This window comes from Streptomyces sp. NPDC032472, assembly GCF_040636955.1.
GTDB lineage: Bacteria > Actinomycetota > Actinomycetes > Streptomycetales > Streptomycetaceae > Streptomyces.
This window is the reverse complement of sequence record NZ_JBEZVK010000001.1, coordinates 109,821-133,588: the sequence shown is the minus strand read 5'-3', so window position 1 is coordinate 133,588 and position 23,768 is coordinate 109,821. Positions and strand designations below refer to the sequence as shown.

The window sequence follows — 23,768 nt, the reverse complement described above, 5'->3', positions numbered from 1 at the left end:
TCTCCCCGCCGAAATCAGGTGACGGGTCGGCGCTTTCGGTCGGTTTCATGCCCGTCCCTCTCACAGCCGGCAATGCCGATGCCACGCGATGGCCCCGATGTCATGCCATCACGGCTGGAATCGCATCACGCAGCCGTGCACGACAGGCGCACCCCTCAACAGTAGGACGCGAGAGGCTCCCAGGGGCAGCGGTCGGCGGCGGTTGCCCGAATGCGACCCAGCCATCCTCATCAGTACGGTATCCGCCGTACAGGTGAGTTTGGACCAGGACCCCCGGGTCACCCATCCGATGATCCGACAGGTCACCGCCCTGCGAACAGCCCTGTACCGGCCGTTTGCCACCCCCTGTTGCGCCCGGCGTGCGCCCGCCCGCACGACCGGACGCCACGCATCCGTTCACCGTCGCCGCGTCCGCGCCGGGCGCCCGTGCGGCTGCTATCCGGCCGCGGGCGCGCCCTCGACCGGCAGGGCCGCCTCGCGCGCCGCGTCGGGGCCCTGCTCCAGCAGGACCGCGAAGCCCGCGTCGTCGAGGATCGGCAGCTTCAGCTGCACCGCCTTGTCGTACTTCGAGCCGGGGTTGTCGCCGACCACGACGAACGAGGTCTTCTTGGAGACGGAACCCGTCACCTTGGCGCCGCGGCTCTGCAGGGCCTCCTTCGCGCCGTCCCGGGTGTGGCTCTGCAGCGTCCCGGTGACGACGACGGTGAGGCCCTCCAGCGGCCGCTCGCCCTCCGCCTCGCCGGAACCCTCCTCCTCCATCCGGACGCCGGCCTCCCGCCACTTGCGCAGGATCTCCTGGTGCCAGTCGACGGCGAACCACTCCTTGACCGCCGCCGCGATGATCGGGCCGACGCCCTCGGTCGCGGCCAGCTCCTCCTCGGTGGCCTGTTCGATCCGCTCGACGGAGCGGAAGGCGCGCGCGAGGGTCTCGGCCGCGACGGGGCCGACGTGGCGGATGGACAGGCCGTTGATGAAGCGGGCCAGCGGCCGCTCCTTGGCGGCGGCGATGTTCTCCAGCATGGCCAGGGCGTTCTTCTTCGGCTCGCCCTTCTGGTTGGCGAAGACCCGGACGATCTTCTCCTCGCCGGTCTTCGGGTCGCGCTTGGGCAGCCCGCTGTCGGCGTCCAGGACGTACGCCTTGATCGGCAGCAGCTGCTCGATGGTCAGCCCGAACAGATCGCCCTCGTCGCGCATCGGCGGCTCGGCCGGCTCCAGCGGGTTGGTGAGCGCGGCCGCCGCGACGGCGCCGAAGTTCTCGATGTCCAGGCACTGGCGGCCGGCCAGGTAGAACAGCCGCTCGCGCAACTGGGCGGGGCAGGTCCGCCCGTTGGGGCAGCGCAGGTCGATGTCCCCCTCCTTCATCGCCCGCAGCGGCGTGCCGCACTCGGGGCACTCGGACGGCATCACGAACTCCCGCTCGCTGCCGTCGCGCAGGTCCACGACCGGGCCGAGGATCTCCGGGATGACGTCGCCGGCCTTGCGCAGGACGACGGTGTCGCCGATGAGGACGCCCTTGGCCCTGACGACCTCCTGGTTGTGCAGGGTCGCGAACTCGACCTCGGACCCGGCCACCGTCACCGGCTCCACCTGCGCGTACGGGGTCACGCGCCCGGTGCGGCCGACGCCGACCTTGATGTCCACCAGCTTGGTGTTGACCTCTTCGGGGGCGTACTTCCAGGCGATGGCCCAGCGGGGGGCGCGTGCCGTGGAGCCCAGCCGGCCCTGCAGCGGGATCTCGTCGAGCTTGACGACCACGCCGTCGATCTCGTGCTCCACGGAGTGGCGGTTCTCGCCGAAGTAGGCGATGAACTCGCGGACCTCGCCGAGCGAGGACACCACCTTGTTGTGCCGGGCGGTGGGCATGCCCCACTCGCGGAGCAGCTCGTACGCCTGCGACAGCTTGCCGATCTCGAAGCCCTCGCGGGCGCCGATGCCGTGCACCACCATGTGCAGCGGTCGGGTCGCGGTGACCTTGGGGTCCTTCTGGCGCAGCGAACCGGCCGCCGCGTTGCGCGGGTTGGCGAAGGGCTTGTCGCCCGCCGCGACGAGCCGGGCGTTGAGCTCCTCGAACTTCTCCATCGGGAAGAAGACCTCGCCGCGGATCTCGACCAGGTCCGGGATCCGGTCGCCGGCCAGGCGGTCCGGGATCTCGGCGATGGTGCGGACGTTGGGCGTGATGTCCTCGCCGGTGCGGCCGTCGCCGCGGGTGGCGGCCCGGGTCAGCCGGCCCTTCTCGTAGGTGAGGTTGACCGCGAGCCCGTCCACCTTCAGCTCGCACAGGTAGTGGAAGTCGGGGGTGTTCACGTCCCGGGCCACCCGGTCGGCCCAGGCGGACAGCTCCTCGTCGTCGAAGGCGTTGTCCAGGGAGAGCATGCGCTCGCGGTGCTCGACGGACGCGAAGTCCGTCTCGTACGCCCCGGCCACCTTCTGGGTGGGCGAATCGGGCGTGCGCAGCTCCGGGTACTGCTCCTCGAGCGCCTCCAGCGAGCGCAGCAGCGTGTCGAACTCGGCGTCGCTGACGACCGGCTGGTCGTTCACGTAGTACCGGAAGCGGTGCTCCTCGACCTGCTCGGCCAGCAGCGCGTGCTGCTCGCGCACCGCCGCCGGTACTGCCGTGTCCTGCTGTTCGGCTGCCATGCCGTGTCCTCCCGTGGCCCCGTCTCACACATCACTCAGGGTTGTCGGCGAGCGACCTCGCCGCCCTGACGCAGTGCGCCTGCACCGCTCGGGCGTACGCGGGCGAAGCGCCCGCCAGGCCGCACGACGGGGTGACCACGACGGACTCCGCCAGAGTCCCCGGGGCCAGCCCCAGCCTGCGCCAAAGCTTCCTGACACCCATGACGCTACCGCCCGGGTCCGACAACGGGGCATCGGTGCCCGGCACCACTCCGGCGAAGAGCTTCACCCCGGACTCGACGGCCTCGCCGAGGGCGTCGTCCTCGCGCTCCGTGAGCAGGGAGAAATCGAACGACACGCCCGCGGCACCGGCGCGCCGCAGCATCCCGAAGGGGACCTCGGGCGCGCAGGAGTGCACGATCACGTCCCCGTCGTGTACGGCGAACAGCTCGCGCAGCGTCCCCTCGACCACCTGCCGGTCCACGGCCCGGTAGGTCCGGTAGCCGCTGGCGGTGCGGACGCGGCCGCGCAGCACCGCGGTCAGCGACGGCTCGTCGAACTGGAGCACGATCTCGGCGCCGGGTACGCGCTTCTTCACCTCGGCCAGGTGCCCGCGCAGCCCCTCGGCGAGGGATCCGGCCAGGTCGCGGCAGGCGCCGGCGTCCTGGAGCATCGCCTCGCCGCCGTGCAGCTCCAGGGCGGCGGCCAGGGTCCACGGGCCGACGGCCTGGACCTTGAGCCTGCCCTCGTAGCCCTGCGTGAACTCCTCCAGGGCGTCGAGGTCCTCGCCGAGCCAGGAGCGGGCGCGGCGCGTGTCGCGGCCGGGGCGGTCGCTGATCCGCCAGCCGCTGGGCTCGACGTGGGCGTACATCTCGACGAGCAGCCCGAGGGAGCGGCCGATCATGTCCGCGCCGGGCCCCCGGGCGGGCAGCTCGGCGAGGTACGGGAACTCCTCGAAGGAGCCGGTGACGGTCTTGGCGGCCTCGCGGGCGTCGCCGCCGGGCAGGGATCCGACCCCGGTGGCGCCGGCGGTCACCGGCCCGGCCTCACCGTCAGGTCGTTGACCTCGGCGTCACGGGGCAGGTCGACGGCCATCAGGATGGTGGTCGCCACGGACTCGGGGTCGATCCAGGCGGAGGGGTCGTACTCCTTGCCCTCCTGGGAGTGCACCTTGGCCTGCATCGCGGTGGCGGTGCGGCCCGGGTAGACGGAGGTGACCCGGATGCCGTGCTGCTTCTCCTCGGCGCGCAGCGAGTCGGCGAGGGCCTTCAGCCCGTGCTTGGAGGCGGCGTACGCACTCCAGTCGGCGTGGGCCTGCAGGCCGGCGCCGGAGTTCACGAAGACGACGGTGGCCTTGGAGGCGCGCAGCGTGGGCAGCAGCAGCCGGGTGACCTCGGCCGGGGCGACGAGGTTCACGTTGAGCTGCTGGTGCCAGGTCTTGGGCCGCAGCTCCCCGACCGGCCCGAGGTCGACGACCCCGGCGATGTGCAGGAGCGAGTCGATCCGGTCGGGCATGGCCTGCTTGTCGAAGGCCCAGGAGAGCCGGTCGGGGTCGGCGAGGTCCCCGACGAGGGTCCGCGCGCCGGGGTAGCGCTCGACGAGCTGCCGGGCGCGGGCGGCGTCGCGGGCGAGCAGGATCAGGTCGTCCCCACGGGCGTGCAGCCGGGCGGCGACGGCGGCGCCGATGCCGGCACCGGCCCCGGTGATCAGATGAGTAGGCATACCGCCCATGCTCGCACCCCGCAGGGTCCCTCCTGCGCGGCCGGTCCCCGCCGGCCCCGCCCGGGCAGCCGGATCAGCGTCCGGCGGCGGCCAGGTACGCGGCCTCGACCACCCGGCGGGCGGCCGCGGCCCGTGCGGTGGTGACGGCGGGCGGGAAGCCGAGGCCGACGAGGTCGCCGGGGGCCGCCGCGACGACCGCACCGCGTGCGTCGCGGCGCGGTCCCGCCCAGCGCTCCAGCGCCGCGTCGCGTACGGCGGCCAGCGCGGCCGCGCGGTCCGCCGCCGGGGGGTCGAAGAGGCCGCCGCAGGCGCGGACGTGCTCGCTCCAGCGGTCCGCCCAGAACTCCACCGTCCAGCCGGGCCACCGGGAGGCCATGCGGTCGGCGTGCTCCTGGGCTCCGACCAGCCACCAGCCGATCCGCCGCCGGTCGGGATCGACGTGGATCCCGCCTTCGGCGGCCGCGCGGTGGACCCGGTGGCGGGGGGCGTCGCGGAGCCGCTCGACCAGGGCGGGCCCCTCGGACAGGGGGTGGTCGCCGGTGGCGGCCAGCACGTGGCAGCGGTCCGCACCGACGGTCACGACGTGCGCGAGCGGGTCCGTCTCCGCGGTCTCCTCGTCGTCGGGGCCCAGCGGCGGGCAGGCCAGGGGCGGCCCCTGGAAGCTGTGGTCGTCCTGCGGATCCAGGCCGAGGCAGGTGCGCAGTCCGGTCTGGCCGTCGTAGGACCAGCGCACCTCCCAGCCCGGCCAGGCGAGCTGCAGCAGTTCCAGCGCAGCCGCGCGGGTGTGCATCGACGTGCAGGCGGCCTCCCAGGCGAAGGCGAGGAGGACCTTGCGGCGGGGGTCCACCAGCACGCCCGCCTCGACCGAGTCGTCCGCGCAGGGGAAGCCGGCGGCCGGGGCCGTGCGCTGCTCAAGCAGGGGCACCAGGACGTCGGGCCCCGCGAGGAGGTCGAGGTCCAGGCTGATGGCGCCCCAGGACTCGGTGGTGCTCCGGTAGCCGTGCGGGCCGCCGAGGACGTACGTGACGCGGTGGCTCACCGCAGTCCTGCGGCTTCGCCGATCTTCGCGGCGGTCCGGGCCGCGTCGTAGTCGGCCGGGACGCCGTCGACCAGGAGGATGTCGGCCTCGATGTGGCGGGTGCGCAGGGGGAGGATCTCCTGGTAGGCCTCGGAGGCGTACCAGGCGCGGGCGCGCTCGATGTCCGGGAAGGCGATGATCACGAGGTCGCTGCGGAAGGCGCCCTCCAGGACCTCGACCGGGTTGCCGTGGACGAGGAAGCGGCCCTCGAAGGGGTCCATGGTGGCCTGGATGGTCTCGATGTAGCGGAGGATGTCCTCGTTCATCGTCTCCGGGCGTATGTGGCCGATGGCGTACGCGGTCATGGCCGGCTCCAATTCGCTGCGGCGGTCTGGCTGTTGGGGCCATCCTTGCAGGCCCGCGCGGGCGCGGTCGATGACCTCCGGGGTCATGCCGTGGCGGCCGCCGGGATGCCGGGGCCGAACGTGCGGCGGTAGGCGATCGGGGAGATGCCGAGCGCGCTGCGCATGTGCTGGCGCAGAGAGTTGGCGGAGCCGAAGCCGGAGCGGTGGGCGACCAGGTCCACGGGGAGGTCGCTGGACTCCAGCAGGTGCCGGGCGACCTCCAGGCGCTGGGCGGTGAGCCACTGGACCGGGGTCATGCCGACCTCGTCGCGGAAGCGCCGGGTGAAGGTGCGCAGGCTCATCCGCGCGTGGGCGGCCAGCTCGGCGAGGGTCAGGGGCTCGGCGAGCCGCTCCAGGGCCCAGGCGCGCGTGGCGGTGGTGGTGGCGGCAGTGGGTTCGGGGACGGGCCGGTCGATGTACTGGGCCTGCCCGCCGTCGCGCCACGGCGGTACGACGCACAGCCGGGCGGCGCGGTTGGCGACGGCGGTGCCGTGGTCGGCCCGCACCAGGTAGAGGCACAGGTCGATGCCGGCGGCCACGCCGGCCGAGGTGAGGATGTCGCCGTCGTCGACGAAGAGCACGCCCTCGTCGAGCCTGACCCGGGGGAAGGCCCGCCGGAACTCCGGCGCGTGCATCCAGTGGGTGGTGGCGGCCCGCCCGTCGAGCAGTCCGGCGGCGGCGAGCACCTCCGACCCGGTGCAGATCGACACGATCCGGGTGCCGGGGCGGATCGCCGCGAGGGCGTCGGCGATCGGCCGCGGGAGCGGCTCCCCGTGCAGCAGCCCGCTCATGGCGTGGGTGGGCGGGACGATCACGGTGTCGGCCGCGGCGAGCGCCTCGGGGCCTGCGCCGACCCCCACGGTGAAGCCCGCGTCGCTGGTCACGGGCAGACCGTCCGCGGTGCAGACGGTGACCTCGTACAGCCGGGCGCCGTCCTCGTCCCGGGCGTTGCCGAAGACGCGCGAGGGCATGCCGAGCTCGAACGGGGCGACGCCTTCGAGGGCGAGGACGGCTACGCGGTGCATGGCCAGATTCTGTCACATGGTGGCCGTCCGGCCACCCCCATGCGGTCGCGCGGGCCGCCAAGCTGGTGCCATCGGCCGGGAAAACCCGGCCGAAGCACTGCACAGCACTACGAAGGAGACATCCATGCGCGCCGTCGTCATCAGCCAGTGGGGCGGACCCGAGGTCCTCACCGAGGTCGAGACGGACCGGCCCGAGCCGGGCCTGAACGAGATCCTGGTACGGGTCCACGCGGCAGGCGTGAACCCGGTGGACTGGAAGACCCGGGCCAGCGGCGCCCTGGTCGACTGGGCCGAGGTCCCGATCAGCGGCTGGGACGTGTCGGGCACCGTCGAGGCGGTCGGGCCGGGCGTGACGCTGTACCGCCCGGGCGACGAGGTGTACGGCATGCCGCTCTTCCCGCGGCAGGCGGGCGGCTACGCCGAGTACGTGGTCGGCCCCGCCCGGCACTTCGCCCGCAAGCCCGCCTCCCTGGACCACGTCCAGGCGGCCGCGCTGCCGCTGGCGGCCCTGACCGCCTGGCAGGCGCTGGTGGACGGCGCGGACGTGCAGCCGGGCGAGCGGGTGCTGGTCCACGCGGCGGCCGGCGGCGTCGGCCACCTGGCCGTGCAGATCGCCAAGGCGCGCGGGGCGTACGTGATCGGCACCGCGAGCACGGCCAAGCACGGGCTGCTGCGCGAGCTGGGCGCCGATGAGGTCGTCGACTACCGGTCGCAGGACTTCGCCGAGGTGGTCGCGGACGTGGACGTGGTGCTGGACGCCCTGGGCGGCGAGGTCGCCCGGCGGTCGCTGGAGGTGCTGAAGCCCGGCGGGCGCCTGGTGACGCTGCCCGGGCCGGACGACGTCCCGGCCGCCGAGGCCGCGGAGCGGGGGGTGTACGCGGCCTGGACGCTGGTCGAGCCGGACCGCAAGGGGCTGGAGGAGATCGCCGCCCTGGCCGACCGGGGGCAGCTCAAGCCGCTGGTCGACACGGTCCTGCCGCTGTCCGAGGCCGCGAAGGCCCACGAGATCGGCGAGCTGGGCCGCACCACCGGCAAGATCGTCCTGACGGTGGTCTGAGCCCGGGCCTGAGCCTGCGCCCCGGATCCGAGCCGCTGCCGCCCTGTGCCGGGGCGGCTCAGCGGGCGGCGGCCGCCCCGGCGCGGGTGGTCGTGGCGATGGTGGCGGAGCCGACGACGCGGGTGCCGTCGTAGAGGACGATCGCCTGGCCGGGGGCCACGCCGCGGACGGGCTCGGTGAAGGTGACCTTGAGCTCCCCGTCGACCAGCTCCGCCGAGACCTCCGTCTCGCCGCCGTGGGCGCGCAGCTGCGCGGTGTACCTCGCGGGGCCGCCGGCGGGGGCGGTGCCGCACCAGCGGGGGCGGATGGCGGTGAGGGCCTCGACGTCGAGGGAGGAGGCCGGGCCGACGGTGACGGTGTTGTTCACCGGGGAGATGTCCAGGACGTAGCGCGGCTTGCCGTCGGGGGCGGGGTGGCCTATGCGCAGGCCCTTGCGCTGGCCGATGGTGAAGCCGTAGGCGCCGTCGTGGGTGCCGACCTTCTCGCCGGTGGCCTCGTCGACGATGTCGCCCTCGGCCTTGCCGAGGCGCTTGGCCAGGAAGCCCTGGGTGTCGCCGTCGGCGATGAAGCAGATGTCGTGGCTGTCGGGCTTCTTCGCGACGGCCAGGCCCCGGGCCTCGGCCTCGGCGCGGATCTCCTCCTTGGTGGTGATCGTGTCGCCGAGCGGGAAGAGGGCGTGGGCCAGCTGCTTCTCGTCGAGGACGCCGAGCACGTACGACTGGTCCTTGGCCATGTCGGAGGCGCGGTGCAGCTCGCGGGAGCCGTCCTCGTTCTCGACGACGGTGGCGTAGTGGCCGGTGCAGACGGCGTCGAAGCCGAGGGCGAGGGCCTTGTCGAGCAGCGCCGCGAACTTGATCTTCTCGTTGCAGCGCAGGCAGGGGTTCGGGGTGCGCCCGGCCTCGTACTCGGCGATGAAGTCCTCCACCACGTCCTCGCGGAAGCGGTCGGCGAGGTCCCAGCAGTAGAAGGGGATGCCGATGACGTCGGCCGCGCGGCGGGCGTCGCGGGAGTCCTCGATGGTGCAGCAGCCGCGCGCGCCGGTCCGGAAGGACTGCGGACTGGCGGAGAGCGCCAGGTGGACGCCGGTCACGTCGTGCCCGGCTTCGACGGCGCGGGCGGCTGCGACGGCGGAGTCCACGCCGCCGGACATGGCGGCCAGGACGCGAAGGGGGCGGGAGCTGCGCGGCAGGTTCTGAGTCATAGCGCCTTCCAGGGTACGGGGGAACCGGCCGGGGCCCCAGCGCGTTCTGGCTACGGGGGGTGGATCACATGGGGAGCACGGAGGGGAACGGCCAGGGGACCGGGAAGGGAACCGGCAGGCGGACCGGGCGGAGGCGGATCCGCAGGGCCGTGCTGTTCGGCGTGCTCGCGGTCTTCGCGGTGGCGGCGATCGCCGGGCGCGACGAGGTGGGGCGCGCCTGGTGGATGCTGCCCGGGGTGTCCAAGCCGCGCGTGGAGGGCGCGCTGGACCACGAGGGCGCGAGCTGGACGGCGGCCTCGCCGGCGAACTGGCGGCTGGCGGACCGGCCGGACGACTACCGGGTGGACCGGATCGTCGTCCACGTCACCGAGGGCAGCTTCGCCTCGTCGGTGGACGCGTTCAAGAACCCGTGGCACAAGGCGTCCGCGCACTACATAGTCCGCCAGGACGGCCACGTCGAGCAGATGGTGCGCGAGCTGGACGTCGCGTTCCACTCGGGGAACCGGTCGATGAACGAGCGCAGCGTGGGCATCGAGCACGAGGGGTACGTGGAGCGCCCGCAGGACTTCACGGACGCGATGTACGCGGCCTCGGCCCGGCTGGCCGCCGACATCTGCCGGAGGTACCGCATACCGGTCGACCGCAAGCACATCCTCGGCCACTCCGAGGTGCCGGGCGCCGACCACACGGACCCGGGCCCGCACTGGGACTGGGACCGCTACCTGCGCCTGGTCCGGGCCGAGCTGGACGGGCGGCCCGGCACCGGCTGAGACGTACCGGGCCGGAGCTGCGGAGCCGGTCCCCCGGGCCTACGCTGATCTTGCGGCCTGCCCCGCGTTCCGGAGGTGAGGCGATGTCCAGGCTCGCACACGTGGCGGCAGGGCTCGGTGCAGGCGTCCTGCTGGTGGGGACGGCGGCGGCGTCGGGCGGGAACGGCATCGAGGACGAGCCGGCCGACGTGATCGCGCAGAAGGGGCGGCAGTCGCTCCTGGAGGCCCGGTCCCTGCGCTGGGAGGGCCGGACCAAGGACGCGTCGGGCAGCTACGTCGTGGACTTCCGCCTCGACCGCGAGGGCAACTGCACCGGCACCGTCGAGCTGGCCCCGCACAAGGGCCGTATCGAGATCGTCAAACGCGGACAGGACGTCTGGATGAAACCGGACGCCACGTTCTGGAAGACGCAGGTCCCGGAGAAGGCCGAGGCGCTGATCCAGCTGCTGAACGGGCGGTGGATGCACGGCCACGCCGACGACCCCGAACTGCGCCAGCTGTCCTCCTCGTGCGACGTGTCCCACCTCCAGCGCGAGTACCTGCCGGGACCCTTCGCGACGGAGGACGTGAAGAAGGGCGGGAAGGCCCTCGTCAAGGAGACTCCCGCGATCACGGTCACCGGCCGTTCCGGGGCCGACTGGGCCACGCTCTACGTCGCCACCGAGGGCAAGCCCCTCCTGCTGCGGATCCAGGGGCAGACCGACGGGACGCAGGGCGAGGCCGACTTCTCCGAGTACGACAAGCCCGTACCGTCGAAGACGCCGACGCCGGCCGAGAGCGTCGACGTGTCCGAGCTGCAGCGGACGGGAGCGGGAGGCTAGCTCAGGCCGGCCGTGCGGGCGCGCTCGACCGCCGGGCCGATGGCCGCGGCCACGGCGGCGACGTCCTCACGGGTGGAGGTGTGGCCGAGGGAGAAGCGCAGGGTGCCGCGGGCCAGCTGCGGGTCGGTGCCGGTGGCCAGCAGGACGTGGCTGGGCTGGGCCACGCCGGCGGTGCAGGCGGATCCGGTGGAGCACTCGATGCCCTGGGCGTCCAGCAGGAGCAGCAGCGAGTCGCCCTCGCAGCCGGGGAAGCTGAAGTGGGCGTTGGCCGGGAGCCGGCGGTCGGGGTCCCCGCCGAGGACGGCGTCGGGCACGGCCGCGCGGACGGCGCGGATCAGCTCGTCCCGCAGTGCGCCGACCTCGGCGGCGAACCGCTCGCGCCGCTCCGCGGCGAGGACGGCGGCCACTGCGAAGGCGGCGATGGCGGGCACGTCGAGGGTGCCCGAGCGGACGTGGCGCTCCTGGCCGCCGCCGTGCAGAACGGGTACGGGGCTCTGGTCGCGGCCGAGGAGCAGTGCGCCGATGCCGTACGGGCCGCCGATCTTGTGGCCGCTCACGGTCATCGCGGCGAGGCCGCTGTCGCCGAAGCGGACGTCGAGCTGTCCGACGGCCTGGACGGCGTCGGAGTGCAGCGGGACGCCGAACTCGGCGGCGGCCGCGGCCAGTTCGCGGACCGGCATGACGGTGCCGATCTCGTTGTTGGCCCACATCACGGTGGCCAGGGCGACGTCAGCAGGGTTGCGGGCGATGGCCGCGCGCAGGTCGTCGGGGTCGACCCGGCCGTGGCGGTCCACCGGCAGGTACTCGACCTCGGCGCCCTCGTGCTCGGCGAGCCAGTGCACGGCGTCGAGGACGGCGTGGTGCTCGACGGGGCTGGCGAGCACCCGGGTGCGGGCCGGGTCCTGGTCGCGGCGGGCCCAGTACAGGCCCTTGACGGCGAGGTTGTCGGCCTCGGTGCCGCCGGCGGTGAAGACCACCTCGCTCGGGCGGGCCCCGAGCGCCTCGGCGAGGGCCTCGCGGGCCTCCTCGACGGTACGGCGGGCGCGGCGGCCGGCGGCGTGCAGGGAGGACGCGTTACCCGTGACGGCGAACTGCGCGGTCATCGCCGCGACGGCCTCCGGGAGCATCGGAGTGGTGGCGGCGTGGTCGAGGTAGGCCATGATCCCCTGATTCTACGAGGCTGCGGGCGCCCCGGACCTACGGCGTCCCCCGGCCGCGGCCCCGGGCACCGCCCGCCGCACGCGGACCGGCCCCGGCCCCCTCGCACAGGGGCCGGGGCCGGGGTCGGGTGGCGCGGCCGCGGGCCGCGGCCCCGGGTCAGCCGCGCGGGGCGCGGGCCAGCTGGCGGGACTGGGCGACCAGGCGGCCGGCGGAGTCCCAGACCTCGGCGTCCTCCTCGAGGAAGCCGCCGGCCAGGTTCCGGGTGGTGATGGAGATCCGCAGCGGGCCGGGCGCCGGGCGGTGGCGGACGTGCGCGGTCAGCTCCACGGTCGGGCTCCAGCCCATCAGCCCCAGGTCGAAGCAGGTCGGGGGCAGCGCGTCGACCGCGAGCAGCAGCGACAGCGGGTCCGCGTCCCGGCCGTCGGCCAGCTCGAACCAGGCCCGCATCTCGCCCTTCCCGGACGGCGCGCCGAGCGCCCAGCCCGCGGTCGCCGGGTCCAGCCGCAGCCGGAGCCGGTCGACGATGGCGTTGCTGCCGGGGATCGGGGCGGCCGGTCCGGCCTCCGGCCCGAGGCAGTCCTCGTACGCGGGGATCGCGGGCGGGACGGCGGTGGTGCGGACGTCGTCCGGGAGGGCGGCGAGGTCGCCGTAGGAGGCGACGACGCGGATCCGCTCGACCTCGTTGCCGTCCGCGTGGAACTGGAACAGGGAGGCCTGTCCGGTGGACAGGGTGCGCCCGACTCGCACGACCTCGGTGCGGATCACGGCGGGGCCGGGTTCGGAGGAGGTCAGGTAGTGGGCGGAGACGGTGAAGGGGTCCGGGTGCGGCAGGGCCGCCGACAGGGCCCGGCCGACCAGGGCCAGCAGGTAGCCGCCGTTGACGGCGGTGATGATCGTCCATCCGGCGGAGAGCTCCGCGTCGTACACGCCGGGCTCGCCCACGCGGGCGGTGACGGTGGTGTCGCGGTCGAACTCGCTGTCGCCAATGGAGGCCTGGGCCGCTGCGTATGCCATGCGATCGAGCCTACAACGCAAGGCTACTAAGCGGTAGCTTTTCTTTGTGGCCTGCAGGTTACGGTTCCTCGGCCACCGAGGAGCGGCGGTTCCAGGCCAGCGGGGCCCGCCAGTGGAACTGCATGGCGAGCAGCCGCAGCACGAAGGTGGTGGCGATCGCGAAGGCGGTGGTCACGGCCCCCAGCACCCCGAAGGCGATGAACACGGCGATCATCGAGGCGCCGACGACGGCGGGCACGGCGTACATCTCGCGGTCGCGCAGCAGCGAGGGCACCTCGTTGGCGATGACGTCGCGCAGCACGCCGCCGCCGACGGCCGTGGCCGTGCCCAGCGCGGCGGACGCGGTGAGCCCGAGGCCGTACTCGTACGCCTTGGTGGTGCCGGTCACGCAGAACAGGGCGAGGCCGGCCGCGTCGAAGACGTTGATCGCGCGGTTGATCCGCTGCACCTCGGGGTGGAGGAAGAAGACGAGGGCCGCGGCGACCAGCGGGGTCACGAAGAAGCTGAGCTCGCCGAAGGCGGCGGGCGGGACGGCGCCGATGACGAGGTCGCGGAAGAGGCCGCCGCCGAGGGCGGTGACCTCGGCGAGGACGGCGATGCCGAAGACGTCGAAGTTCTTGCGGACGGCGAGCAGGGCGCCCGCGGTGGCGAAGACAAAGATGCCCGCGAGGTCCAGGGCGTGCTGGATGCCGGGCGGGAAGAGATCGTGGAACACCGCCCCATTGTGCCGCCCGCCTGGCCGGCGCCTCACGGGACCGCGCCCCCGCCCCGCCCGTACCGGCCGACCCGGCCCCCACCACGTCGACTCGGCCGACGCCTGAGCCGGGGGCCGGCCAATCCAGCCCCGCCGGCGTTTGAGGCGCGGGGGCTGGGGCAGCGCCCCAGAAGCTCGGCCGGCTCCGCCGACGCCTGAGCCGGGAACCTGGGACATCCCGCCCCGCCGGCCTCCGAAGCCGGGGTCGGGCATTTTCAGCCTCGCCGGCGTTTGAGTGGGGGTCCCCCCGGACGAAATCTGGGGGAGGGTCCGGGCGGAGCCCGGTGCCCGGCGGAGCCGGGTTCCTGGGGCTCCGCCCCAGACCCCGCGCCTCAAACGCCGGCGAGGCTGGATTTTGCCGGCCCTCGGCTTCGAAAGCCGGCGAGCGGGCCCGGATGGGCCGGACCCTCGGCTTCGGAAGCGGAGAGGGATGGCCGGCGGCCCGGTCGCCGACCGCTACTCGGTGACCGGGCCGTCGGACGGCGGTGCCCCCGGGCTACAGCGTCCGGCGGCCCGGTCGCCGACCGCTACTCGGTGACCGGGCCGTCGGACGGCGGTGCCCCCGGGCTACAGCGCGGCCGGGGCGTCCTGCGCGTCCGGCAGGGCCGGGTCGCCGGGGGCCAGGTCGGGGGCGTTCTCGGGGTGGTGGCAGGCGACCTGGTGCCCCGCCTCCGGCGTCACCGTCGGCGGCTCCTGCACCGCACAGATCTGCGTGGCCTTCCAGCACCGCGTGTGGAACCGGCACCCGGCCGGCGGCGAGATCGGCGAGGGCACGTCGCCCTTGAGCAGGATGCGCCCGCTCTTGGCCCCGCGCCGCCGAGGATCCGGCACCGGCACGGCCGACAGCAGCGCCTTGGTGTACGGGTGCATCGGCTTCTCGTACAGCGAGGTGCGGTCCGCCAGCTCCACGATCTTGCCGAGGTACATCACCGCGATGCGGTCCGACACGTGCCGGATGACCGACAGGTCGTGCGCGATGATCACGTACGTGAGGCCGAGCTCCTGCTGGAGGTCGTCCAGCAGGTTGACCACTTGGGCCTGGATCGACACGTCCAGCGCCGAGACCGGCTCGTCCGCGACGACCAGCTTCGGCTTCAGGGCCAGCGCGCGGGCGATGCCGATGCGCTGGCGCTGGCCGCCGGAGAACTCGTGCGGGTAGCGGTTGTAGTGCTCCGGGTTGAGGCCGACCAGCGACAGCAGCCGCTGCACCTCCGCCTTGAGCCCGCCCTCCGGCTCGACGCCCTGCAGCTTGAAGGGGGCGCTGACGATGGTGCCGACCGTGTGCCGGGGGTTCAGGGAGCCGTACGGATCCTGGAAGATCATCTGCACGTCGCGGCGCAGCGGCCGCATCCCGGCGACGCCGAGGTGCGTGATGTCGCGCCCCTCGAACTCGACCGTGCCGCCCGTCGGCTCCAGCAGGCGGGTGATGAGCCGGCCCATCGTGGACTTGCCGCAGCCGGACTCGCCGACGACGCCGAGGGTCTCACCGCGCCGGACGTCGAAGTCGATCCCGTCGACGGCCTTGACGGCCCCGGCCTGCCGGCGCAGCAGCCCCTTGTTGATGGGGAAGTGCTTGACCAGGCCGGTCACCTTCAGCAGCGGCTGCTCCTCGGCGGCCGCGGCCGTCTGCGCAGCCGCCTGCGCGGTGGACTGCGCGCCGGACTGTGCGGTGGCCTGCGGGGCGCCGTCCTTCTTCTTCATGTCGGTCACAGCTTCGGCGCAATCTCTTCGGTCCAGATCCGGGTCCGCTCCTCGGAGGACATGTGGCAGGCGGACCAGTGCCCGCCGCCGTCCTCGGTGAGCTCCGGCCGCCGGGTGCGGGTGATGCCGCCCTTGGGGACGTCGGCGTACGGGCAGCGCGGGTTGAAGGCGCATCCGCTCGGGATGTTGATGAGGCTGGGCGGCGAGCCCTTGACCGGGATCAGGCGCTCGGTCTGCTCGCGGTCGATGCGCGGCATGGAGCCGAGCAGCCCCCAGGTGTAGGGGTGGCGGGGCTCGTAGAAGACCTTCTCGGCGCTGCCGCGCTCGACGCACCGGCCGCCGTACATCACGAGGATGTCGTCGGCCATCTCGGCGACCACGCCGAGGTCGTGCGTGATCATGATGACCGCGGAGCCGAACTCCTTCTGCAGGTCGCGGATCAGGTCGAGGATCTGCGCCTGGACGGTGACGTCCAAGGCGGTGGTCGGCTCGTCCGCGATCAGCAGCTCGGGGTTGTTGACCAGCGCCATCGCGATCATCGCGCGCTGGCGCATGCCGCCGGAGAACTCGTGGGGGTAGGCGTCCACGCGCCGGTGCGGCTCGGGGATGCCGACCCGATCGAGCATCTCCACGGCCCGCCTGCGGGCGGCCTTCTTGTCGCCGCCGCCCTGGTGGGTCAGGTACGCCTCGACGATCTGCTTGCCGACCGTGTAGTACGGGTGCATCGCGGACAGCGGGTCCTGGAAGACCATGGCCATCTTGCGGCCGCGGAGCTTGCGCACGTGGTCGGCGTCGGCCGAGACGAGGTCCTCGCCGTCGAGCACGACCTGTCCGGAGATGTGCGGGCGGCTGCGCGCGTTGCCGGTGCGGTGCAGGCCCATGATGGCCAGCGAGGTGACCGACTTGCCGGAGCCGGACTCGCCGACGATGCCGAGCGTCTTGCCGCGCTCGAGGTCGAAGGAGAGCCCGTCGACGGACTTGACCAGGCCGTCGTCGGTCGGGAAGTGCACCTTGAGGTCGCGCACCGACAGGAAGGCGCCGTCGCGCGGGCCGGCCTGCTCGGGTACGAACGCGGGGCCCTGGGCCGGGGCCTCACCGGGGCGGGAGGTGGGGTTGTTCTCGGTCACGTCAGCCTCACGCGCGGGTCGATGACGGCGTACAGCAGGTCCACGATCAGGTTGGCCAGCACCACGAAGAGCGCGGCGAGCAGGGTGACGCCCATGATCACGGGCAGGTCGCCCTGGCCGATGGCGGCGACGGCCGCCGTTCCCAGACCCTGGAAGTTGAAGGTCGTCTCGGTGAGCACCGCGCCGCCGAGGAGTCCGCCGAGGTCGAGGCCGAACATCGTGACGATCGGGGTGAGGGTGGAGCGCAGGGCGTGCTTGCGGATGACCACGCCCTCCTTGAGGCCCTTGGCCCGGGCGGTGCGGATGTAGTCCTCGCCGAGGACCTCCAGCATCGTGGCGCGGGTGATGCGGGCGTAGGTGGCGGCGAAGAGGAAGGCCAGGGTGACCCAGGGCAGGATCATGGCGTTGAGCCACGCCAACGGATCCTCGGTCAGGGGTTTGTAGTTGGAGACGTCCAGCCAGCCGAGGCTGTAGACGAAGATGGCGGGGGCGACCATGCCGGTGAAGAAGATCGGCAGGGAGACGCCGGCGAGTGCGCCGACCATGACCGTTCGGTCGATGGCCGTGCGGCGTTTGAGTGCCGAGACCACGCCGGTGGCGACGCCCGCGAGCACCCAGATGACCGCCGCGCCGAGGGCGAGCGAGAGGGTGACCGGCATGCGGTCGACCATGGTCTCCCAGACGGGTGCCTCGGTCTTGAAGGAGTAGCCGAAGCAGGGCGCGCTGCAGTGGGTGATCTCGGTGCCGCCGTTGTAGTCGCGGCCGGCGAAGATGCCCTTGACGAAGGTCAGGTACTGCTCGGAGATGGGCTTGTCGAAGCCCATCTTCACGCGGATGCCCGCCAGGGCGGTCTCGTTGGTCTCGCGGCCGGCGTACATGAGCGCCGGATCGCTGCCCGTGATCTTGGGGACCGCGAAGAAGATGCCGAAGGTGACCACGGAGACCACCAGCAGCGTGGCGACGACGTTGAACAGCCGCCGTATGAGGTAGACGAGCACTGCAGTCGGCCGCCCGGGGCGGGCGGCTGCCGTCCCTCGTGGGGACGCCAGCCGCCGCCTGCGGCCTTCACCTGCCCTTCGGACTAGCGCATGTGCGGTGAAGGCACTTGCCTGTTGTTACGTGACGACTCGGGCTGTGGCTACTGCTTGATGCCGACGGTGGCCAGGTCGATCTTGCCCATGGAGTCGTTGAAGTAGACGTTCGTCAGACGCGGGTTGTGGTAGACGAAGGCCTTGTCGAAGTTGATGGGGAGGTACAGCGCCTTCTCCATCACCTTCTGGTTGATCTGGGTGTAGAACGGGGCGGCGGCGTCCGGAGTCGCGGCGGCGGCGGCCGACTTGAACAGCTGGTTGATCTCCGGGTCGTTCGTCATCGTGTAGTTGTTGTTGGCGTTCGGCTGGATGAACGAGCCGTCGACCAGCGGCTGGAGGAAGCCGGCGCCGGAGTTGTAGTCGGCACCCCAGCCCATCACGATGATGCCGTAGTTCTTCTTCTTCACGTTCTCGGGCGAACCGATCGTGGAGGAGGAGAGCTTGCCGTCGTACTGGTCGATGGTGGCCTTGATGCCGACCTTGGCCAGCGACGCCTGGAGCGACTCGGCGGTCTTCACCTCGGGGGCGCGGTTGTTACGCACCGCGATGGTGGTCTCGAAGCCGTCCGGCTTGCCGCAGGCCTTGAGGGCCTCCTTGGCCTTGGCCTCCTGCGGCTCGCCCTTGGTCAGGTTCCACGGGTCGTACTTCTTGTCCGAACCGGGGATGCCGGGCGGCAGCATGTTCGCGCCGAGGTCACCGCTGGTCGGGCCGCCGCGGGCGGTCTGCAGGGACTTCGGGTCGGCCGCGTAGATGACGGCCTTGCGGCACTCGATGTTGTCGAAGGGCGCGACCGTGGTCGGGAAGGCGAAGTAGCGGATGTAGCCCGTGAAGGGGTTGTCCGCGTTCTTCTTGAGGTTCTCGTCCTTCAGGATCTTGTTCTTCGCGGCCTGCTGCACGCCGGTGCCGTCGATCGCGAGGTCGATGTCACCCGACAGCAGACGCGCGTCCATGTCGTCCGGGTTGGTGGTGACCGTGAAGGAGACCTTGTCCGGCAGACCCTTGCGGATCGTGTCGGTCTTCGGGTCCCAGTTCTCGTTGCGGACGAAGGTGGCGCCCTTGCTCGCGGTGAAGCTCTCGATCTTGTAGGGGCCGGTGGAGACGGGCTTGTTGGTGTACGTCGCACCCGTGTCCTTGGCCGCCGGGACCGGCGAGGAGGACGGCATGGCCAGCAGGTAGCTGAAGTCGGAGTCCGGGTTCGCCAGGTTGAAGACGATCGTCTTGTCGTCCGGCGTCTGGACGGACTGCAGACCCATCTTGTTGGGGTCGGTGTCCTTGTACGGGCCGGGGTACTTCTGGCCCTGGTCGAGCTTGTCGATCAGGTAGGTCGGGCCGCCGGAGAGGACGTCCTGGGCGAAGACGCGCTCGATGCCGTACTTGATGTCCTTCGAGGTGATCGGCGTGCCGTCCTCGAACTTCACGCCGTCCTTGAGCTTGACGGTGTACGTCTTGCCGTCGTTGCTCAGGACCGGCAGGGCCTCGGCGAGGTCCGGGACGAGCTTGCTGCCGGCCTCGCCGGGCTTGCTGTCGTACGCGAGCAGCTGGCGGACGTAGAGGCGCTGGATGTCCCAGACGAAGCCGTAGTAGGCACGCGCCGGGTCGAGGTAGTCGACGTCCTGCGGCGACCAGAGCTTGAGCTCGCCGCCCTTGGCGTCCGAGGGGTTCACCATGGTGGTGGTGGCGAGGTTGAAGGCGGCATTGCCGCCGCCCTTGCCCTCGGTCTTCTTGTCGCCGTCGCCACCGCACGCGGCGGTCAGGGACAGGGCGGCGATCACGGCGGTGATCGCGAGTGCCTGCTTTCTGCGGATCACGGTGGTCCAACCTCCAGAGGTGGGTGAAGCGGTGAATCGGTTCAGCTGCCCTTGGGGTCGAGTGCGTCACGCAGCCCGTCCCCGAAGAGGTTGAACGCCAGGACGGTGATGAAGATCGTGATACCGGGAACCACCATGTACATGGGGTCGTCCTGGTAGATGGGGACGGCGTCGGAAAGCATCTTTCCCCAGGACGCGGTCGGCGGCTTGACGCCGGCGCCGAGGAAGCTGAGGGCCGCCTCCGTCAGGATGTTGGTCGGGATGATCAGCGTCGAGTAGACGAGGATCGGCGCGACCAGGTTGGGCAGCAACTCCTTGACCAGGATGTAGCCGCGGCCCGCCCCGAGGCTGCGGGCGGCCTCGACGTACTCGCGCTCCCTGAGGGAGATCGTCTGGCCGCGGACGATACGGCCGATGTACGGCCATCCGAAGAAGCCGATCACGATGATCAGGACGCCCATGCGGACGCCCGAACCCTCGAACCCCCACAGGGAGTTGGGGACGACCGAGACCAGCGCGATGGTGAACAGCAGCTGGGGGAAGGCCAGCAGCAGGTCCATCAGGCGGCTGATGATGCCGTCGACCCAGCCGCCGAGGAACCCGGCGAGCGCGCCGAGCAGGCTGCCGATGACGACGGAGACGAAGGCCGCCAGGAAGGCGACGACCAGGGAGATGCGGGCTCCGTAGACGATCCGGCTGAAGACGTCGCGGCCGTTGGTCGGTTCGACGCCCAGCAGGAAGTCGGAGCTGATGCCGCCCAGGGAGCCGGTCGGCGTGCCGAGATCCGGGTCGATCAGGTCCTCGTGGAACTCGTTGGGCGGGTGGCCCAGCAGGCTCACGATCTGCGGTGCGAAGACCGCCACCAGGATCAGCAGGATCACGATCACGCCGCCGGTCAGCGCGATCTTGTCGCGCTTGAGCCGCATCCAGGCGATGCGGCCGGGCGAGCGGCCTTCGATGGCCTTCGCAGGGACGTCGGCTACGGACACGGGTGCGGGTGATTCCGCGCTCGTGTCGTGCAGTGGTGCCGTCATCGTGGTGGGGACCCCTCTCGGCCGACGGGTTGCCGGCCCATGCCCGCCGCTGTGGCGGCGTTGGTGCGGAGTGGCGCTCGAGTGCGTGGTGACACGCCAGGACGCGTGCTGAGGTGCAGGAAGTGCGTGAAGTGCGGTGCGGTTGCGGTGCATTTGCGGTGCGCACGGCGGTGCCGGGCGCGGTGCAGGAGTGGTGCAGCAGTGGTGCAGAAGTTGTGCAGAGAACTGTGCGGAACAACAAGCGCGGTGCATATGCCGGACCCGCCCTTGGAGGACTGACCGGCTCTTGGGTGGGGAGTCTTCATCGGGGCTGCGATCAGCCGCCAGACCCGCAGATGAATGGATGCGCAACCGTGATGTGAGGGTCCGATTCCCGTTATCCGGACTCCGCTGTCACCTCAGCGGAGCAACACCATCCAGTCGGTACGCAAACGGACATGGCGCCCAACTGACGCCAGGGCCATGCCTTTTGGACCCGCAACAGCGGCGAAATCCGGACAAGCCGAAGGCCGCGGGGAACCGGTGTTCCCCGCGGCCTCCGGCTCGCGCGATGTGGAAAGTCTCAGGGATCGAACGACCCCGGATCAGTAGACCGGGGCCTGGCCCTCACGGTCGTAGAACGGCCGCGTCTGTGACCGGAGCCACATCGCGACGGGGTCGTGCTCGTCGGCCAGCGCCACCGTGCACACCGGCACGCCCTCGGGCACCGCGCCGACGGACTGGCGCATCATCTCCCGTACGGATTCCAGCGCGGGCGCGGAGGCGTCGTACAGGTCGAGCCCCACCGCGAGGTACGGCGAGCCCAGCGCCGGCTGCACCCAGGCGCGGCGCAGCGAGCGCACGGCGGGCGTGCGGTGGGCGTGCTGGGTCAGCAGCCCGTAGAACTGCGGGAGCTCCAGGGCAGGCTCGGACAGCCGCAGCGGGCCGGCGGGCATCCGGTCCAGCCCGGTGGCGATCCTGCGCAGGTCGGCCCAGGGGATGCCGAGGCCGCCGCCCTGGGCGTGCGGGTTGAGCCACAGGCCCCAGCGGTCCGGGTACAGGGCGCGGGCGATGTCCCGGCCGGTGACGACCTCGTAGCCCCGGTTCCAGCCGCTGGCGGCCAGTTCCTGGGGGGAGGTCACGCAGGGCGCGTACCCGAGGCCGTCGAGCTCCATGCCGCCGTACTGGGCGTCCGGCGAGCCGGGGCTGCCGTGCCAGAGCAGCATCCACAGCCGGCCCTCGGCGAGGGCGTGCAGCAGTGACTCGTAGTTCTCGTAGCGCCCGGGAGTCACTTGGCGCATCATGTGCTCGACCTGCCCGGCCGCGGCCGTGCCTGATGCACTCACCCGGTACCCCTCCTCGTCCGCCACGTCGTCCGCCGTGTCCGGGCCGCCCGTGCGGCCCGGAGATGTAACAGCTTAAGCGGCCCTAGGGCAGGTAGAAGGGGCGTACGCGCGTAACGATGAAGTCGACCACCGGGTCCTCGGCGGCGTCGAGCAGGATCAACTGCACCGGCCAGGGCGCCGGGACGCGGGCCAGGGCCCGGCCGAGGGCCTCGAGCGGGGCGCTTCGCATCGCGGCATCCCGTCCCGACAGCCGGACGCCGATGTACAGCTCGGGCGCGCCGCCCTCGACGCTGGCGAGGCAGCGGTGCGCGGCGGTGACGACGCCGGTGGCCCGGAACTCCTCGGCCGCGGCGGCGAGGAAGTCCACCGGATCGTCCTGCCAGTCGGGCTCGAAGAGCCGGACGCGGCCGCCGGTGGCGGGCCCGTCGAGCTCGGTCCGGCCGACCCGGCACAGCTGGGCGACGGCGGCCGGGGGCAGCGGGACGCCGACGGCGCCCTCGGGGTTCACGGCGATGCCGAGCTGCGGGGGCAGTCCGCGGGCGAACTCCACGGCCGGGGCCACGGCGAAGTCCATGCCGGGGCCGACGCAGGCGCGGAACTGGCCCTCGGAGCTGTAGACGGGGACGTACGGCGCGCCGCCGATCTCCATGGTGGGCAGGGTCAGGGACGCGCTGTCCGGGCCCCCGCCGCCGGGCAGCGGCACCCACACGCTGCTGCGGCCGAGCGCCTCGACGATCCGCGCGCCGGCCTCCGGCACGCCCAGGGCCGCCCCGAGCACCTGCTCCAGCTCGTTCTCCGGCCACCCGCCGCCCTGCATGCCCGCCTCCGCTTCCCGTTCCCGCACGTGGTGTCGCCCGAAGGGTAGCCCCCCGGGCGGCACCCTCCGTCCCGCCCCCGGCCGCGGGGCCGGATCCGCGTTCAGGCGGCGCCGCGCGCGGCGGGGCGGAAGGCTATGCGGTCCAGGCGGGCGGCCGCCGCCCGGTCGAGCAGCACCACCGAGGCGCAGCCCGCCGGGAGGGGGCCCGCCTCGGCGGCCCGCAGCAGGCGGTCCACCGCCGCCCGGTGCCGGGAGAAGGCGTACGAGGAGACCCCGCGGCCGCGGGCCTCCTGCCCGGCCAGGGCCTCCTCGGGGGAGGTGTCCAGCAGCAGCAGGTGCAGGGCGCGGCCGCGCCGCCGGGCGGTCGCGGCCAGCAGGGCGCGCACCCAGCTCTGCGTGCCGCAGTCGTGGACGACCACCGAGGCGCCGGTGCGCAGGGCCCGCCACAGCCCCCAGTAGTGCGCGATCCGCACCAGCGGCCGGTACGCGGCGTAGGGCAGCGCCGCGGGCATCCGCCGCTCCCAGCGCTCGCGCACGTCCTGCGAGTCGATCCCGCCCCCGTGCGCGGCCCGCTTGATCAGGGTGCTCTTCCCGCCGCCGGGCAGGCCGGAGACCACGACGATGTCCCCCTCGGCGAAACCGAGCCACTGCGGTCCGCTCACGCCCCGCCCCCGCAGGTCGCGCACGGGCCCGCCGGCGGCGCCGGGACGGGCTGCCCGCCGCGGTTGCACGGGCAGCCCGTCCACGGCACCGGCCCTGACCCCGCCCGTCGCCAGCGCTCCGAATCTCCGCACGGTGATCGCCTCCCCCCGAATCGGGTCCCAGGACCCCTTGCCCACTGAATGTAAAGAGACGGTAATCCGGCGGCCCCGGTTGCGGCCGGGCCGTCCGACCACCGGGACGGGCGTACGCGCACGGCCGCACGAACCCGGCCGTACCGCGAATCACACAGTCTTTCGGGCCCGCCCGCCCGATTCCCGGCAGGGCGTGCAATGATGTGCGCCATCTGGACCAACTGCATACCGGCCGCTTGAATCCGCGCGGGAGAGTCCCGGCAGGCCCCACGGCCTCGCCCGGGCGCCGAAGGAGCAAGTACCTCCCTTGAATCTCTCAGGCCCCGTACCGCGTGGATGAGGCAGATCTGAAAAGCGAGCCGCTCCCCCTCCGCCGCGGCGGAACGGGGTGTGCTCCACCCAAGGTGCAAGTCGGTGTTCCCCCGGGACTCTCGGCGAACCTCTCAGGTTCCGATGACAGATGGGGAGGAACGTCCTCGTCATGTCATGCCCTGGGACCCGGGAGCCA

21 protein-coding genes and 1 riboswitch are annotated in these 23,768 nt (G+C 72.5%); of the genes, 3 read left to right on the top strand and 18 right to left on the bottom strand.

Annotated elements, in window-relative coordinates; all coding sequences use genetic code 11:
- Positions 1-435: 435 nt before the first annotated feature.
- The 6 genes from ligA to AB0F11_RS00530 form a co-directional block, all read right to left on the bottom strand.
- The gene (gene ligA / locus AB0F11_RS00555) at positions 436-2,637 is read right to left on the bottom strand and encodes an NAD-dependent DNA ligase LigA (RefSeq protein WP_362166617.1); all 2,202 of its coding nucleotides are present in this window, start codon (positions 2,635-2,637) and stop codon (positions 436-438) included.
- 31 nt (positions 2,638-2,668) lie between these two features.
- Positions 2,669-3,652 carry a methionine synthase gene (locus AB0F11_RS00550; protein WP_362166615.1) on the bottom strand — a complete coding sequence of 328 codons (984 nt, stop codon included), beginning with the start codon at positions 3,650-3,652 and terminating at the stop codon, positions 2,669-2,671.
- On the bottom strand, positions 3,649-4,338 hold the full coding sequence (locus AB0F11_RS00545) for an SDR family oxidoreductase (protein WP_362166613.1): 690 nt from the start codon (positions 4,336-4,338) through the stop codon (positions 3,649-3,651). Before AB0F11_RS00545 ends, AB0F11_RS00550 begins: the two co-directional genes overlap by 4 nt.
- A gap of 73 nt (positions 4,339-4,411) precedes the next feature.
- On the bottom strand, positions 4,412-5,377 hold the full coding sequence (locus tag AB0F11_RS00540) for a hypothetical protein (protein WP_362166610.1): 966 nt from the start codon (positions 5,375-5,377) through the stop codon (positions 4,412-4,414).
- Positions 5,374-5,721, bottom strand: a complete 348-nt coding sequence (locus tag AB0F11_RS00535) for a DUF1330 domain-containing protein (protein WP_362166608.1) — start codon at positions 5,719-5,721, stop codon at positions 5,374-5,376. Before AB0F11_RS00535 ends, AB0F11_RS00540 begins: the two co-directional genes overlap by 4 nt.
- An 83-nt stretch (positions 5,722-5,804) precedes the next feature.
- Positions 5,805-6,785, bottom strand: a complete 981-nt coding sequence (locus AB0F11_RS00530; protein ID WP_362166606.1) for a helix-turn-helix domain-containing protein — start codon at positions 6,783-6,785, stop codon at positions 5,805-5,807.
- Positions 6,786-6,909: 124 nt separating this feature from the next.
- Between AB0F11_RS00530 and AB0F11_RS00525 the strand changes: the two genes are divergently transcribed.
- Positions 6,910-7,842 (top strand): NADP-dependent oxidoreductase, encoded by a 933-nt coding sequence (locus AB0F11_RS00525; RefSeq protein WP_362166604.1) that lies wholly within the window; start codon positions 6,910-6,912, stop codon positions 7,840-7,842.
- A 58-nt stretch (positions 7,843-7,900) separates the two neighbouring features.
- Here AB0F11_RS00525 and mnmA read toward each other — a convergent pair whose 3' ends face one another.
- Positions 7,901-9,043: a tRNA 2-thiouridine(34) synthase MnmA gene (mnmA, locus tag AB0F11_RS00520; RefSeq protein WP_362166602.1), complete on the bottom strand. Its 1,143-nt coding sequence runs from the start codon at positions 9,041-9,043 to the stop codon at positions 7,901-7,903.
- A 68-nt stretch (positions 9,044-9,111) separates the two neighbouring features.
- Between mnmA and AB0F11_RS00515 the strand changes: the two genes are divergently transcribed.
- Both AB0F11_RS00515 and AB0F11_RS00510 read left to right on the top strand, forming a co-directional pair.
- A complete protein-coding gene (locus AB0F11_RS00515; protein ID WP_362166600.1) occupies positions 9,112-9,813 on the top strand; it encodes an N-acetylmuramoyl-L-alanine amidase in 702 nt (233 codons plus the stop codon).
- An 83-nt stretch (positions 9,814-9,896) separates the two neighbouring features.
- On the top strand, positions 9,897-10,634 hold the full coding sequence (locus tag AB0F11_RS00510) for a hypothetical protein (RefSeq protein ID WP_362166598.1): 738 nt from the start codon (positions 9,897-9,899) through the stop codon (positions 10,632-10,634).
- On the opposite strand, the gene AB0F11_RS00505 is transcribed toward AB0F11_RS00510, so the two are convergent.
- From AB0F11_RS00505 to AB0F11_RS00455, 11 genes are all read right to left on the bottom strand, one after another.
- Positions 10,631-11,794 carry a cysteine desulfurase family protein gene (locus AB0F11_RS00505; RefSeq protein WP_362166596.1) on the bottom strand — a complete coding sequence of 388 codons (1,164 nt, stop codon included), beginning with the start codon at positions 11,792-11,794 and terminating at the stop codon, positions 10,631-10,633. The two genes, AB0F11_RS00510 and AB0F11_RS00505, sit on opposite strands and share 4 nt — an antisense overlap.
- Before the next feature lie 157 nt (positions 11,795-11,951).
- On the bottom strand, positions 11,952-12,809 hold the full coding sequence (locus AB0F11_RS00500; protein WP_362166595.1) for a thioesterase family protein: 858 nt from the start codon (positions 12,807-12,809) through the stop codon (positions 11,952-11,954).
- A gap of 58 nt (positions 12,810-12,867) precedes the next feature.
- The gene (locus AB0F11_RS00495; protein ID WP_362166593.1) at positions 12,868-13,524 is read right to left on the bottom strand and encodes a trimeric intracellular cation channel family protein; all 657 of its coding nucleotides are present in this window, start codon (positions 13,522-13,524) and stop codon (positions 12,868-12,870) included.
- Between the two features lie 606 nt (positions 13,525-14,130).
- Positions 14,131-15,264, bottom strand: a complete 1,134-nt coding sequence (locus tag AB0F11_RS00490; RefSeq protein WP_362166590.1) for a dipeptide ABC transporter ATP-binding protein — start codon at positions 15,262-15,264, stop codon at positions 14,131-14,133.
- 5 nt (positions 15,265-15,269) lie between these two features.
- The gene (locus AB0F11_RS00485; RefSeq protein WP_362166789.1) at positions 15,270-16,295 is read right to left on the bottom strand and encodes an ABC transporter ATP-binding protein; all 1,026 of its coding nucleotides are present in this window, start codon (positions 16,293-16,295) and stop codon (positions 15,270-15,272) included.
- A gap of 92 nt (positions 16,296-16,387) precedes the next feature.
- The gene (locus AB0F11_RS00480) at positions 16,388-17,389 is read right to left on the bottom strand and encodes an ABC transporter permease (protein ID WP_362166587.1); all 1,002 of its coding nucleotides are present in this window, start codon (positions 17,387-17,389) and stop codon (positions 16,388-16,390) included.
- 140 nt (positions 17,390-17,529) lie between these two features.
- Positions 17,530-19,290, bottom strand: a complete 1,761-nt coding sequence (locus tag AB0F11_RS00475) for an ABC transporter substrate-binding protein (protein WP_362166585.1) — start codon at positions 19,288-19,290, stop codon at positions 17,530-17,532.
- A gap of 41 nt (positions 19,291-19,331) precedes the next feature.
- Positions 19,332-20,324, bottom strand: coding sequence for an ABC transporter permease (locus AB0F11_RS00470; RefSeq protein ID WP_362166584.1), 993 nt, complete (start codon positions 20,322-20,324; stop codon positions 19,332-19,334).
- Between the two features lie 584 nt (positions 20,325-20,908).
- Positions 20,909-21,649 carry an enhanced serine sensitivity protein SseB C-terminal domain-containing protein gene (locus AB0F11_RS00465; RefSeq protein ID WP_362166582.1) on the bottom strand — a complete coding sequence of 247 codons (741 nt, stop codon included), beginning with the start codon at positions 21,647-21,649 and terminating at the stop codon, positions 20,909-20,911.
- Between the two features lie 82 nt (positions 21,650-21,731).
- Entirely contained in the window at positions 21,732-22,466 is a 735-nt protein-coding gene (locus tag AB0F11_RS00460) for an enhanced serine sensitivity protein SseB (protein WP_362166786.1), read from the bottom strand.
- A 101-nt stretch (positions 22,467-22,567) separates the two neighbouring features.
- A complete protein-coding gene (locus tag AB0F11_RS00455; protein ID WP_362166784.1) occupies positions 22,568-23,212 on the bottom strand; it encodes an AAA family ATPase in 645 nt (214 codons plus the stop codon).
- A 285-nt stretch (positions 23,213-23,497) separates the two neighbouring features.
- Positions 23,498-23,601: riboswitch (glycine riboswitch) on the top strand.
- Positions 23,602-23,768 lie beyond the last annotated feature (167 nt).